Origin of the sequence: Nocardia sp. NPDC059240 (assembly GCF_042753865.1) — a bacterium.
GTDB lineage: Bacteria > Actinomycetota > Actinomycetes > Mycobacteriales > Mycobacteriaceae > Nocardia.
The window spans coordinates 587,795-600,888 of sequence record NZ_JBHZAC010000005.1; the positions used below are offsets into that span (position 1 = coordinate 587,795).

The 13,094-nt window shown below is 68.7% G+C and carries 15 protein-coding genes; 8 read left to right on the plus strand and 7 right to left on the minus strand.

Annotated elements, in window-relative coordinates; genetic code table 11:
- Positions 1 to 188 precede the first annotated feature (188 nt).
- Positions 189 to 851 (plus strand): peptide-methionine (S)-S-oxide reductase MsrA, encoded by a 663-nt coding sequence (msrA, locus tag ACFXHA_RS21490; RefSeq protein WP_379359300.1) that lies wholly within the window; start codon positions 189 to 191, stop codon positions 849 to 851.
- Between the two features lies 1 nt (position 852).
- On the opposite strand, the gene ACFXHA_RS21495 is transcribed toward msrA, so the two are convergent.
- A complete protein-coding gene (locus tag ACFXHA_RS21495) occupies positions 853 to 1,464 on the minus strand; it encodes a hypothetical protein (RefSeq protein WP_379359301.1) in 612 nt (203 codons plus the stop codon).
- A gap of 311 nt (positions 1,465 to 1,775) precedes the next feature.
- Between ACFXHA_RS21495 and ACFXHA_RS21500 the strand changes: the two genes are divergently transcribed.
- From ACFXHA_RS21500 to ACFXHA_RS21515, 4 genes are read left to right on the plus strand one after another with little or no spacing between them, the layout of a single operon-like run.
- Positions 1,776 to 2,135, plus strand: a complete 360-nt coding sequence (locus ACFXHA_RS21500; protein ID WP_379359302.1) for a rhodanese-like domain-containing protein — start codon at positions 1,776 to 1,778, stop codon at positions 2,133 to 2,135.
- An 18-nt stretch (positions 2,136 to 2,153) separates the two neighbouring features.
- Positions 2,154 to 3,230: a DUF4328 domain-containing protein gene (locus tag ACFXHA_RS21505; protein ID WP_379359303.1), complete on the plus strand. Its 1,077-nt coding sequence runs from the start codon at positions 2,154 to 2,156 to the stop codon at positions 3,228 to 3,230.
- Positions 3,227 to 3,994, plus strand: a complete 768-nt coding sequence (locus ACFXHA_RS21510; RefSeq protein ID WP_379359304.1) for a glycerophosphodiester phosphodiesterase — start codon at positions 3,227 to 3,229, stop codon at positions 3,992 to 3,994. Before ACFXHA_RS21505 ends, ACFXHA_RS21510 begins: the two co-directional genes overlap by 4 nt.
- A 54-nt stretch (positions 3,995 to 4,048) precedes the next feature.
- On the plus strand, positions 4,049 to 4,966 hold the full coding sequence (locus ACFXHA_RS21515; RefSeq protein WP_379359305.1) for a DUF5926 family protein: 918 nt from the start codon (positions 4,049 to 4,051) through the stop codon (positions 4,964 to 4,966).
- A gap of 90 nt (positions 4,967 to 5,056) precedes the next feature.
- Here ACFXHA_RS21515 and ACFXHA_RS21520 read toward each other — a convergent pair whose 3' ends face one another.
- From ACFXHA_RS21520 to ACFXHA_RS21535, 4 genes are all read right to left on the minus strand, one after another.
- Positions 5,057 to 5,605, minus strand: coding sequence for a ferritin (locus ACFXHA_RS21520; protein ID WP_379359306.1), 549 nt, complete (start codon positions 5,603 to 5,605; stop codon positions 5,057 to 5,059).
- A gap of 169 nt (positions 5,606 to 5,774) precedes the next feature.
- Positions 5,775 to 7,034, minus strand: a complete 1,260-nt coding sequence (locus ACFXHA_RS21525; RefSeq protein WP_379359307.1) for an LCP family protein — start codon at positions 7,032 to 7,034, stop codon at positions 5,775 to 5,777.
- Positions 7,035 to 7,216: 182 nt separating this feature from the next.
- Positions 7,217 to 8,011, minus strand: coding sequence for a CPBP family intramembrane glutamic endopeptidase (locus ACFXHA_RS21530; RefSeq protein ID WP_379359309.1), 795 nt, complete (start codon positions 8,009 to 8,011; stop codon positions 7,217 to 7,219).
- A gap of 19 nt (positions 8,012 to 8,030) precedes the next feature.
- Positions 8,031 to 8,801: a DUF2470 domain-containing protein gene (locus ACFXHA_RS21535; RefSeq protein WP_379359311.1), complete on the minus strand. Its 771-nt coding sequence runs from the start codon at positions 8,799 to 8,801 to the stop codon at positions 8,031 to 8,033.
- A gap of 106 nt (positions 8,802 to 8,907) precedes the next feature.
- Between ACFXHA_RS21535 and ACFXHA_RS21540 the strand changes: the two genes are divergently transcribed.
- The 3 genes from ACFXHA_RS21540 to ACFXHA_RS21550 all read left to right on the plus strand — a co-directional run bounded on the left by ACFXHA_RS21540 (position 8,908) and on the right by ACFXHA_RS21550 (position 11,070).
- Positions 8,908 to 9,327: a hypothetical protein gene (locus ACFXHA_RS21540; protein ID WP_379359313.1), complete on the plus strand. Its 420-nt coding sequence runs from the start codon at positions 8,908 to 8,910 to the stop codon at positions 9,325 to 9,327.
- A gap of 166 nt (positions 9,328 to 9,493) precedes the next feature.
- The gene (gene pheA, locus ACFXHA_RS21545) at positions 9,494 to 10,411 is read left to right on the plus strand and encodes a prephenate dehydratase (protein ID WP_379359315.1); all 918 of its coding nucleotides are present in this window, start codon (positions 9,494 to 9,496) and stop codon (positions 10,409 to 10,411) included.
- Entirely contained in the window at positions 10,408 to 11,070 is a 663-nt protein-coding gene (locus ACFXHA_RS21550) for a histidine phosphatase family protein (protein WP_379359317.1), read from the plus strand. Before pheA ends, ACFXHA_RS21550 begins: the two co-directional genes overlap by 4 nt.
- A gap of 2 nt (positions 11,071 to 11,072) precedes the next feature.
- On the opposite strand, the gene ACFXHA_RS21555 is transcribed toward ACFXHA_RS21550, so the two are convergent.
- Both ACFXHA_RS21555 and ACFXHA_RS21560 read right to left on the minus strand, forming a co-directional pair.
- A complete protein-coding gene (locus ACFXHA_RS21555; RefSeq protein ID WP_379359319.1) occupies positions 11,073 to 11,891 on the minus strand; it encodes an ESX secretion-associated protein EspG in 819 nt (272 codons plus the stop codon).
- A complete protein-coding gene (locus ACFXHA_RS21560; protein ID WP_379359321.1) occupies positions 11,888 to 13,087 on the minus strand; it encodes a PPE domain-containing protein in 1,200 nt (399 codons plus the stop codon). The genes ACFXHA_RS21555 and ACFXHA_RS21560 overlap by 4 nt, the downstream gene beginning before the upstream one ends.
- Positions 13,088 to 13,094: the final 7 nt, after the last annotated feature.

Below are 13,094 nucleotides of genomic sequence, written 5' to 3' on the forward strand. Positions count from 1 at the left end.
CTTTCCGTGTCGGGGCCGTGCGCCCCCGGGAAGTTCCGGGGGACACTCAACCATCATTCGTACACCCGCTCGTCTGCAACCGGGCTGCGTGCCCCCACATTCCGGCGGATGTATATCTTTCCCAACCTTTGGAATAGCGGTGATCGCAACATCATCGCCGGTCGCGCCGGGTCCCGTAGCATCGAGTCATGTCGTGGTACGACGAGTTCGTTGGGCGTTTGCGACTACCGGAACCGACCATGGTGACAGCCGAGCAAGCCCTTCCCGGCCGCTCCGAACCATTCGTAGTCCCGAACCGGCACTATGTGATCGGTCATCAGATCTGTCCCCCGTTCCCGCCGGAAATGCGGACCGCGGTGGTGGCGATGGGCTGCTTCTGGGGCGCTGAGCAGGGCTTCTGGCAGCTCGAGGGCGTGTTCGGTACCGCGGTCGGCTATGCGGGCGGATACACCCCGAACCCGACCTACGAGGAAACCTGTTCCGGTCGTACCGGGCACACCGAATCGGTGCTGGTGGTATTCGATCCCGAGGTGATCGGCTACGCCGGAATTCTCGAGAAATTCTGGGAGAACCACGATCCAACCCAGGGCATGCGCCAAGGAAACGACCGCGGCACCCAATACCGTTCGGCCATCTATACGTTCGATGACGAGCAGTCGAAAACCGCCGAGGAGAGCAAGAGCCGGTATCAGGAACGGTTGACAGCGGCGGGATTCGGGGCGATCACCACCGAGATCGCCCCGCTGCCGGACCTTTCCGCGTTCTACTACGCCGAGGGCTACCACCAGCAATACCTGGCCAAGAATCCCGGGGGCTACTGCCCCGAGCACGGCACCGGCGTCACCTACTGAGTTACAGCGGCGGCACCACGTCCGGCCGCATGGCGCGCGGGTCGCCCGCGTCGTGCGCCTGCCACCAGCGGACACCGCCGTCGATGAAGTCCTGCAACGGGATCGGGTTGCCCTGCTGGTCGGTGACGACGGCCCCGTCGAACCACACGCGCACATCGAGCTCGCGCGGGTCGATGCCCTCTTCCTGGGAGAACTCCATCATGTGCGCGCCCTCGGTGTCGCGCAGTTCCGTGTCGAAGCTGAGCAGCTTGCGCCACTGGCTCCAGGAGCTGTCGGACAGGTCGAGGAAGTCCCAGCCGTGCAGGGCGCCGCCGCCGAAGCTGTTGACGGCATCGTGCAGGCCGTCGAGCGTGAGCGGGAGCACAACCGGTTCGAGATCGTCCCAGCGCTGGCGGCGCAGCGAGGCGGCGACCCGGCTGACCCCGGTCAGGGTCAGGTAGATATCGCAGTCCTCGGGCGGTGGACCGTCCTCGGGCAGGGTCAGTACGTCGAGTTCGAGCCGTAGCGTGCCGGCCGCGGTGTCGACGTCGATGCCGAGGCAGGTCGCCTCCGACAGTGCGAGGTTGAGTCCCTTGATGTCCAGGCCGTCGAGTAGCCCCCTGCTCACAGTCATAGCGCCAGGCTACCGATCTTGCCTGGCCCGGCCCAGGATTTCCGTTTTTCGGTAGTGTTGTCGTTTTTTTCGGGGCCGAACGGAACCACGGGTCCACCTGCGGCGTCAGACTGGTTGGGGCCTTCTGGGACAGAGGCGCCCAGGTCGGCCGCTCCGGGACCAGGAGGGGACTTCCGGATCGGCCGACCGGACGAATCGGTCGTCTATCAACCTGTGGATCAGGTTGTGGATTATGTGGATAACTCCCGAAACCAACCGTGTGCAGGTACGGAAGTCCACGGCCCTCGCGCGCGCGTGGCAGGATCGAAACCGTGACGAACTCCCCTGTGCCCTCGGTGCCGATCGATGCCGTGCCTGCGGAATTCGATACCGCCACCGCCGAAGCCGGTGCCGCCCAGCTCCTGGACGTCCGCGAGGACGACGAGTGGCAGCTCGGCCGCGCCCCCGGCGCGATCCACATTCCCATGACCGATGTGCCCGCCCGGCTCGACGAGCTGGATATCGACGCCGAGATCTACGTGATCTGCCGACAGGGCGGTCGGTCCATCGCGGTGGTGCAGTTTCTGAACGAGATCGGTTACGAGGCCGTGAATGTCGCGGGTGGCATGGTGGCCTGGCAGCAGTCCGGGCGGCCGCTCACCGGTGACGGTCCCGAGGCGAAGATCTACTAGGCGCGGAGAGGTGCAGCGATGAACGGGGGACAGGTGCGATCGCGATCCACCGTCGTACAGCCGTGTGCCCGCTGCGGCGCGCGCTGGGCCGTGCAGGGCAAACCCCTGCACTGGTGTCCACGCTGCCGCGGTGTGCTGCTGTCACCGGCTCCCGTCGACGCCCCCGCCGACCGCCGCAACTATCGCTGGGTGGCCCGCCCGCCCGGCCGCAGAACCCATGCCGCGCAACCCGCCCGGCGTCCCGCCGTCGTGGAGACCCCGCACTACCACCAGATTCCGCAGTGGGGTCTGCACGATCGGCTGCCGGGCGAGGCGGTCGTACCGCGCCGCCCGCTGGCCGCGCTGACCGATCGGGTCGGTACCGCGCTGCTGGCGACCGCGGGATTGTTCGTGCTGGCCGCGCTCACCGAGTTGGGCCGCTACGGGATCCTGCTGCACAACCGGACCCGGCTCATCCAGCCGTGGCTGCTGTGGATTTCCGATGCGTCCGTGACCGTTTCCTCGATTCTCGCGCCGGCCGCGGCGCTGGTGACGGCGGTGGCGCTGGTCGGCTGGCTGGCGCAGACCCGCCGGGCCGCGTATGCGGCGGTGGGACAGGCGGATCCGCGTTCGCTGCGCATCCTGATCCTGGGTTGCGTTGTCCCGGTGGTGAATCTGGTGTGGCCGGGCGTGTTCCTGACCGAGGCGGCCCGGCTGCGGATCGCCGACGGCGCGGATCCGCGGCTGCTGCGGTCGGTCCGGATCTGGTGGGGCGCATGGCTGCTCAACGCGGTGCTCGTCGTGGTGGCGGTCTGCTACCGGTTCGCGAGTTCGCTGCAGGTGCAGGCCGACGGCGTGCTGGCGAGCCTGTGGACCGATCTGGTGGCCGCCGGTGTCGCGGTCGCGTCGCTGGCCCTGGTGCGCGGTTTCGCCGGATTGGATTTGCGGGGTCGTCCGAAGACGGTGCATCGCTGGGTGATCGCCACCGAGCCTGCTCGGCCGGTCATCGAACCGGTGTCGCCGGGGGTGACCGGGTCCGCCGACCGCGCGCCGAGCGCGAGCGTCGGCAATGATGAGGTCGTCACCGCAGATCAACAGGAGGTAGTGGCGAAGTGAGCCGGGCCAGTCGTGCGCCGTTCGTGGTTGCGCACCGGGGGGCGTCGGCGGCGCGACCCGAACACACTCTCGCCGCCTACGATCTCGCCCTGCAGGAGGGCGCGGACGGCGTCGAATGCGATATCCGCCTGACCCGTGACGGTCAGCTGGTGTGCGTGCACGACCGAACCGTGGACCGCACCTCGAACGGGTCGGGCGCGGTCAGCGAAATGACCCTCGACGAGCTGAAGGCGCTGAACTTCGGCACCGCCGCCGAACCAGAGGGCGTGCTCACTCTCTCCGAGCTCATCGAGCTGGTGCTGGATTGGAAGAGTCGGCCCACCAAGCTCTTCATCGAGACCAAGCATCCGGTCCGCTACGGCGCACTGGTCGAGACGACCCTGCTGGAGCAGCTCAACCGCTACGGCATCGGCGCCCCCGCCTCCGCGGATCATGCGCGCGCCGTGGTCATCTCGTTCGCGGCGACCGCGGTGTGGCGCATCCGGCGCGCGGCCCCCTTGCTGCCGACGGTCCTGCTGGGCGAGTCCTCGTTGTACCTGACGGGTGGCGCGGCGGGCACGGTCGGCGCCACCGCCATCGGCCCCTCGGTCCGCACCCTGCGCGAACACCCCGACCTGGTCGACAAGGCCGCCGCGGCGGGCCGCGCCACCTACGTCTGGACCTGCGACGATCCCGAGGACATCCAACTCTGCGCCGACCTCGGCGTGGACTGGGTCGCCACCAACCACCCCGCGCGCACCAAAGCCGTTCTCACCACGGCGTAAATCCCCCGCGCCAGTCGCGAGACGCTGTCGGGGCACCCTGTAGGTTTGCACCTCATGGGTAAGAGCAAGCGCAACAGTCCCAAGCCGGACAGTAATCGGGCGCAGAAGCTGGCCGCCCGCCGTGCCGAGCAGGAGGCGGCGTCGCAGACCGTGACGCGGCCCTTCGAAGGCTTGGCCGCGGAATGCGATCTGGTCGCGCTGCGGGAGTTCGTGCCGTCGGCGACCGCCACCTTGAAGCTGTCGTCGAATGTGGCGGCCGAGCGGCCGGTCACCCTGGCCACGGTGCTGCCGGGTGCGGTCGCCGCGCTGGTGCGGGCCGGTGACGAGCCGGTCGGTTTCGTGGGCACGCAGGTGCAGTTCCAGTCCGGGGACCCGGCCGCCGATCTGGCCGCCGCCATCCTGTGGACCCAGGCCGCCGCGCCGGGCGAGTCGCTGACCGACGCGGATGTCGAAGGCGCGCCGCGGCTTTCGGAAGTGCTGGATCCGGGCGCGGCCCTGGACCTGACCGTGCACCAGGACTTCAAGTGGTGGGTGCCCGAGGGCGTGACCCCGGACCCGCAGGTGGCCGCCACCATCGAGCAGGCCAATCAGGCGATCATGCCGTCGGCCCGCCTGGAGCTGGGTGCCGACGCCATCGGCGCGGCCTGGTGGGTGGATGCCGGCGAGAAAGCGCACGTGCGCTGGGTGCGGCCGGAGGACGAGGATCAGCTCATGCTGGCGCTGGCCCGCCTGCACGCGGCCGGCGATCTGCACCTGGGTGAGGGTTCGCGCTTCGCGGGCTCGTTCCGCACCCACGGTCTGCTGGTGCCGGTCTTCGATCTCGACCGCGAGCGGCATGCCAGTGAATGGGAAACTCCCGCACGCGAATTCGGTGCGAAGCTGGCCGCCGCACTCGCGTCCGATGCCCCATTGACTTCCGAAGAGCGCCGTTCCCGCGACGGGTTGCGTTCGCGTCAGGTCACGCTGCGCTGATTTCTTTATCCCGGGCCTTTTGCGTTTCGATCGATAATCGAAACGCAAAAGGCCCGGTCCAGCGCAACGGACCGGGCCTGTGATGCGAAATTACAGCGAGCCACCCGCTGCGTGCGGAGCGCCACCGGCGTCCTTCGGGCCACTCATTTCCCGCTGTACGAAATTCTCCAGATCGAACAGATTGGCGCTGGCCCGCTCGGCGACGGTGAGCAGCGTCTTCATGGTCGCGACCTCTTCGACCTGTTCCTTGAGGAACCACTGCATGAACTGCTCGCCCTGGTAGTCGCCCTCTTCCCGGGCGGTCTTGGCGAGCTGGACGATCTGATCGGTGACCGACTGCTCCTGGGCGAGCGCCAGGGCGAGGGGCTCCTTGGCATTCGCGAACTGTGAAGTGGCCGAATCGATTCCGGGCATCTCGACGGCAATGTCCTGATCGATCAGATACTGCGCGATCATCATCGCGTGATTGCGCTCTTCGACGGCCTGCTTGTAGAAGTACTTGGCCAGAACGGGCAGATCGGCATTGTCGAACCACATCGCGACCGCGATGTACTGGTGTTCGGCATTGAATTCATTGCGGATCTGGTCCTGGAGCAGGGCCTGGAACTTGCTGCGCTTCGTCTGGGTTCGGGTGGACATGCGGACGAGATTAATCCCGGTCAAAGCACGTGTCATCCAAGCCCAGCCTTATTGAGCACAACCTAATTGAGGCAAGTATTGCCTAATTTTTTGCGTGATTCGCCAATTGGCGCTGCCGGCGTAGCCGTCCTCAGCCTGCGCACGGCCGGAGCGAATGCGGAGGTATCGCTTAACTTCCGACGGTCGTGATCAAGTCCTGCGGCAGCTGTTGATCCTTGGCCAGCGCGTCGAAGAACGCACTCGCTTTCGTCTTGTCCCAGAGCAGCACATTGCCACTGCCCGAGACATCCTCGAACCCGCCGACCGGCACCGTGGTGGCGATCGGATTGTCGTTCAAGGCCCGGCCCAGCGTCGCCAGATTCCAGATGTGCGCACCGTTGTCGACCTTCAGCGCCGCGGTCAGATCCCGCACCAGCGGCCAGGACCGGAACGGATTGGCCAAGGTCGAAGGGCTGGCCGCCTTCTTCAGCAGGGCGCTGAGGAACTTTCGCTGGTTGAGCATGCGATCCAGGTCCGCGCGCGGGGTCGCGCGAGAGCGCACGAAGCCGAGCGCCTCCGGGCCGGACAGCGTCTGACAGCCCGCCGGCAGGTTGATCCCGGCGAGCGGATCGTTCATGGGCGAGTCCAGGCACATCTGAATGCCGCCGACCGCGTCGACGATATTCGCGAAGCCGCCGAAGCCGATCTGCGCGTAGTGGTCGATGTGTACGCCGGTCGCGCCCTCCACGGTCTTGACCAGCAGATTCGCCCCGCCGACGGCGAAGGCGGCATTGAGCTTGTCCTTGCCGACGCCCGGAATGCTGACGTAGGAGTCGCGCGGCATACTGACCAGCGTCGGCCGCCCCGACTTGGGGATGTGCACCAGGATGATGGTGTCGGTGCGCTCGCCCTCGACGTCGGAGGCGTCGCCGGTGGACAGTTGCGCTTCCTGTTCCTTGGTCAGTCCCGCGCGGCTGTCGGAACCGACCAGAAGCCAATTCGTCCCGGGCGTGTCGCCGACCCGTCCCTGATAGTTCGCGAGCGCGTCGATCCGGGTCAGATGGGTGTCGACATAGATGGCCGCGGCGATCGGCAGCAGGAGCAGCACCAGCAGCAGCGACAGGATCCAGCGGAACCAGTGCCGCTTCTTCCGCGGTCGCGATCCACGCGGCGGGCGATCGCCGCCACCCCGGCGCTTGCCCGGGGGCGGTGGCGGGGGAGTGCGCGGCGGTACGTCGGCGCGGCGCGGTGCGTCCGGGAAGGGTTCCGGTCGCTGCGTCGGCGCGTAACCCGTGGGTGCCGGTTCGCGGATCGGACCTCGATTGCCTTGTGGCGGAACGCGATTACCCGGCGGTGGCATCCGATTGCCCGGTGGCCGGGGTGGCGGCACCTGCGAATAGGCCAGGGGTGCACCGGATTCGTTGCGCCGGATCACCTGGGTCGGTTCCATCTCGGGTCCGGAATCGGGTGATTGCCGGTAATTCGCCGATGGGCGTGGCGGATGGTGCGGGGGCTCGCCCGGGCGTCCCGGTGGCGGCTCCCGGCGCATCCGTGCAAAGTGCTGGGGGTCGTCGCCGTTCATCACCTGCGACAGTACCGACCGAGGTGCCCGCGTGGCTCATTCCGATTGGATTACGGCAGCCAGGAGACGTGTCCGCGCAGGAAGGTGTACCCGACGTAGGCGATCGTGTCGATGAGCGCGTGCGCCAACAGCAGTGGCCACAGCCGGTTGGTGCGCTGCCAGTAGCGCCCGAAGATCAACCCCATCACCACGTTTCCGAGCCCGCCGCCGAGGCCCTGATACAGGTGGTAGCTGCCGCGCAGCAGGGCAGAGGCCAGCAGTGACCGGTTCTCGCTCCAACCCAGTGCCCGCAGCCGGGTGATCAACCAGGCGACGACGAGTACCTCTTCGGCCGCCGAGTTCGCCCATGCGGACAACACCAGCACGGGCAGTCGCCACCAGTGCTCGAGCGAACTGGGCACGATGGTGACGCTCACGCCCAGCGCGTGCGCCGTCAAATACAGCCCCAGCCCGGGGATTCCGATCACCGCGGCGAGTACCAGTCCAGGCAGCACGTCGGCGCGCCAGCGCAGGCGTCGCACCAGCCCGATCGCCTGCGGCGCGATTCCGCTGCGCCACAACAGGTACAGCCCCAGCGCCGCCCAGCCCAGCAGCCGGGCCACGCCCAGCAGCTGGAACAGCAGGTCGATGGTGGACTGCGTGGCTCGGGAGGCGTTCAGCGCCACTGTCTGCCCGCCCACCCCTTCTGGGGAGAGCGCGCTTTCCAACAGCGACAGTGCCGCATTGGCCCCGCTCAGCCCGAAGGTGACGACCAGCACCACCGCGATCTCGAGTTTGATCGCCCGCCGCCCCTGTTCGGACGATTCGGGCGCGGGCCACGCGGGCGCAGGATCAGCCGAAACCATGCCGCCAATCTAGGCGGTCTCAGATGCGGTGCACGCCTCCGCGAAAGGGGTTGCCCGCCAGGGCGTGGACGGCGCGGCTGAGCGAGTCGATGTCGTCGGCGGGGTGCTCGAAGGGGATACGCACATCGTGATCGGCGTCGACGGCCTCGACCCGCAGGGTGACGCCGTAGCGGTCGATGGCCAGCGGATGGATGAGCGCGCCGCGGCGCAGCGCGTGCGGCAGGCGGCGTGCCATCCGGTCGATGACGTCGGCGTGATCGGCCTGCAGGTGTTGCAGCCAGCCCGCCTCCAGGGCGCAGAACGGGTCGGGCCGGGCGTCGCGCAGTCCGTCGTGGTCGACCGAGTCCGCGCCGGATTTGTCGGCGACCACGGCCGAATCGATCACCAGTCGCAGCAGGATGGAGGTGTGGCCGACATCGAGCAGCGCCGGGTGTGGGTGGTCGGCGGCGACCGCCCCGGCCAGCGCGCGCTGAGCGTGCGAGGGCACGGTGTAGACCCAGCCTCGCAGCCACACCAGCGCGCGGATGCGTTCGCGCAATGCCAGCGGGGCCTCGTCGGTGAGTTCCAGGACCGCGGGCGATCCCGTGGTGCCGCAGCCGAATACGAGTCCGGCGGCGGTGGAGTTCATGGGTACCGCGACCACGATGTCGCCGCAGTGCCGCAGCAGATGCACCGAGGTGGGCACGGGGTCGAGGCCGGGCAGTGCCAGCATCGCGCTCTCGGCGTGCGCGCAGGCGCTGTGCACGCGTTCGGCGGTAGTGGGTGCGACGACCTGGGCCGCGTGTGGCATACACACCTCCGGAATCGGAATTAGGTAAACCTAAGCTAAGTGACGGAGATCGCGTGCGCAAGTGGTACGTACCGGAAAAGCCGCGGCGCATCGCTACGGTGAAGTCGTGCCACATGATTCGTCCCACGCGCCCGAGCCGGTTGCGTTGAGCCTGTCCGTCCCGCCGCGCCCGGCGCGCGGGCTGACCGAGGATCTGGTCCGCCCGGTCTCGGCGGATCCGGGCCTCGAGGTGCTGGATCTGTCGCTCGGCGACGTCGCGGTCTCGGAGTTCCTGGTGCGAATCGTGCACGGCGACAGCGGGTTCGTGGCGCGCGCGGATTCCGGTGAACGCGCCCTGGCCGGGATCGCCGCGACCGTCGCGGCGCTCATCGGCGATGACATCCTCGCCGCGCTGGCCGGCCCGGATGTCGGCTTCCTCACCGGTCTGCGCCCGCCTGCGATCGAGGCGTTGCGTGAGGTGTTGCTGGCCATCGAGACCGAGGACGTCGCTGCGGTCACCGCCGCATTGAGCGTGCTCGGCAATTGAGCGTTGAGCGTGCTCGGCAACTGAGCGTGAGCGTGCTCGGCAACTGAGTACGGCTGCGCGGCCGCTGCTCGGCGACCTGCGGCGGAGCTGCCGTCGGGGGTGCGAAGTTACCCAGGAGTTGGCCAAAGCCGGGGGTGACCCCGCACACGCAAGTACTGTCGTAACCGTGCCGCGCATCGCCTACTTCGGGCCGTCGGGAACCTTTACGGAGATGGCCCTCGCCAAGCTGGAGTCCCTCGGAGCCTTCGAGGGGCCGGTCGAGCGTGTCCCGGCCCCGAGTCAGGGCGCGGCGATCGAGTTGGTGCGCGCCGGTAAGGCCGAGGGTGCGGTGGTGCCGATCGAGAGCTCGGTCGAGGGTTCCATCGCGCCGACGCTGGACGCGCTGGCGCTCGGACCCCGGCTGCAGATTCTCGCCGAGACCGATCTGGACGTGGCCTTCACCATCGTCGGCCGCCCCGGCCTGGCGATCGACGAGGTGCGGCGCATCGCGGCCTATCCGGTCGCCGCCGCGCAGGTGCGCATGTGGCTGGCGGTCAATATGCCGCTGGCCGAGATGTACGTGTCCGCCTCGAATGCCGCCGCGGCCGAGGATGTGGCCGCGGGGCACGCCGATGCCGCCGTGTCCACCTCGCTGGCGGGGCAGCGCCTGGGTCTGGCCACCCTGGCCGACGGCGTGGCCGATGTGGATCAGGCCGTGACCCGCTTCGTGCTGGTCGCCGCCCCGCAACCCGCGCCCGCCCGCACCGGGACCGACCGCACGTCCTTCGTGCTGGAGCTGGCCAACGAGCCCGGCTCGCTGATGCGCGCGTTCGCCGAATTCGCCACCCGCGGCATCGATCTCACCCGCATCGAGTCCCGGCCGACCCGGACCGGCATGGGCACCTACCGTTTCTATCTGGACTGCGTCGGACACATCGACGACACCGCGGTGGCCGAGGCCCTGAAGGCATTGCACCGCACCGCCGCCCGGATCCGCTTCCTCGGTTCCTGGCCGGCCACCTCGGCCACCGGTACACCGCCGCCGCCGGACGCACCCGCCGCGGCCTGGCTGGCCGATCTGAAGAAGGGGGTGGCCGACCTGTGACCGGCAAACTCATCCTGGTCCGGCACGGCGAGACCGAGGGCAATGTCGGCAAGATCCTCGACACCCGGCTGCCGGGCCTGCCGCTCACCGAACGCGGTGTGGCACAGGCGAAGACCTTCGGCGCGAGTCTGACGGCTCCGCCGCGAGGGTTGTTCTGCTCGGCGGCGCTACGCGCGAGACAGACCGGCGGCTACATCGAGGCCGCCACCGGTGTTCCACTGGAAGTGCTGGAAAATCTGCAGGAAGTGCAGCTCGGCGACCTGGAGGGCCTGAACACCAGGGCGGCGCACGAGGAGTTCCAGAAGGTCTATCACGCTTGGCATTTCGGCGATCTGGAGCTACGGGTGCCGGGCGGCGAATCCGGCGAGGAGGTCCTCGCCCGCTATATCCCCGCGCTGGAACGCATTCGCGACGAATATCTGGCCGATCCGGAGGCCGGTGATGTCGTCCTGGTCAGCCACGGTGCGGCCATGCGCCTGGTGTCGCGCGAACTGACCGGTGTGCCGAGGCTTTTCGCCGCCAACAATCACCTGGACAATACCGAGACGATCGAACTGCTGCCGTCCGGTGACGGGCTCTGGGAGTGCACCCGCTGGGGCCGCTACACCGCACCGTTCGGTGACGCGATCGACCCCACCGGCGATGATCCGATGGGCTGACCCTACGAGCTGGGGAATTCCGTTCGCAGCGGCAGGGATTCGAGCAGACCCTGCAATGCCGAGCGGAAGCGAGCAGGCGTGCCGCTGGCGAAGGACGTCCATTTGGCGCCGTCATCGGCGCTGGTGCTGATGGCGAGGAAGCGGCCGTGCCGGGTGTTGTACACCGCGACATGGTTGTCGGCGACATCCCGGGATCCGTCCCCGTAGACCACGCCGACGATCTCCGCATGCGAATCCATCTGCACCAGAGCCGAAGCGATGGCCTGCGCGTCGCGTGCCGGATGGCACACCTTGGTCAGCCGCGCGGCCGTGGTGGTGGCGTCGCCCGCGTCGTCGAAGATGGGCACCAGATCCGCGGTGGGCGCGTTCATTCCGGCCAGTTCGAGCGGTTCGGCCAGGCCGAGGGCGGCCAGTACGGTCCCTGCCAGATCATGACTCGCCTCGTCGAGGACGTAGGAGTCCGGACCGCGCAGCGCCACCACCTCGAGGTCGTCGCCCTTGGCCAGACAGAACCGGTTGACCTGGCCCGCCACGTACCAGCGCACCGCCAGCACCCAGTGCGGCTGGTAGAGCACCCGCAACCGTTGTGCCAGTTCGGGATGCACCTGGTCGCCGTCGAGCAGGTCGCGTTCGGCCAGGTCGGCGGCCGCGGCCGTCATGGCGGCGTCGTGGTCGGCGGCATTGTCGTAGCGGCCCACGGCATTCAGCACCACGGGCAGTTCGTCGATCCCCAATGTCTCCTGGAGATACTGCATTTCGTCCAGCGACAGCGTGACCGAGCGCAGCAGCGACGGGCCGCCGCTCGCGCCGAGGACGGTCACCGGTCGGCCAGCGGATCGCCGCCGATGACGGCGGGCGCGATGACCCGGCCGTCGGCGAAGACCTCCACCGAGCGCCCGTAATCCTGGCCCTGGTGCGAATCCTCATCGTCGCTGCCCTGGCTGCCGAGCAGCGGGCTGGTGCCGGAGGACCGGACCGGGGTGGTCGATGCCGGAGCGGTCGCCATGCTCACCGGTTCGGCCACGGGCGCGACGGAAGGTACTGCGCCACCGGCGTTTCCGAGGCCGTTACCCACGCCCGAGCCCCAGCCGTCGGGCAGGCGCAGGGTGCCGCCGCCATTGCCGATGTTCACCGAGGTGCCGACGCCACCGCCGTAGGACACGGCCTGGGTGGCCAGCGCCGCCCCGCCCGCGCCGGCGGTCGCGACGCCCGCGCCCGCCATGGCGGGCATGCCCGCCCCGGGCAGTCCGGCGGTCTGGGTCACCGCATTGGCGATGCTTGTGATCGCCGTGGTCGCAACGTTTCCGGCGGTGGAGGCACCGCTGGTCACCACCGTCCCCGCCACCTGCGCGACCTGGGACAGTGCGCTGGTGACGGCCGGATTCTGGACCAGGGCCGCGGCCGCGCCGAGCGCCGCCTGGATGGGATCGCTGCTGTTGCCGAAGGCGTCGCCGCCCGCATTGGCCGAGCCCGCGCCCATGGCGATGGGCGGCGGCATGAGGAACTGGCCGGGCGTGGCCACCATCAAACTCGTTGCCGCCTCATAGGTTTCCATCACCAGCGCGGCCCGGATGTCGAGGGCGAGCTTGGCGGCCTCGGCGGCCTCCGCGGTGCCGTTCATCGCGCCGCCGCTGGAGTAGGCGGCCACTCGCGCGGCCTCCACGATCGCGATCTCGGGCAGGCTCGGCATGGCGATCGAGGCGACCGTGTAGGCGGTGGCATTGGCGGCGGACTTGGCCGCCATGATCCCCGACATGACCGCCTGCTGTTCGGCCCAGCCGGTGAAAACACCCAGGCGGGCCAGCACATTGAGGCCGTTCACACCCTCGAGCCCGACCCCGATCTCGGCCATCACCCGCGCCACGGTGGTGGTGGCGTCCACCCAGGAGGCGGTGAGCGCGCTCCAGGCGGTGTTGGCGGCCATGATCGGAATGGCGTGCGCACCGGCATTGAGGGTGACGGAATTCAGTTCGGCCATGCGGGGCAGCCAGAACACCCCGGTGATTCCCAGCGTCATGCGTGTA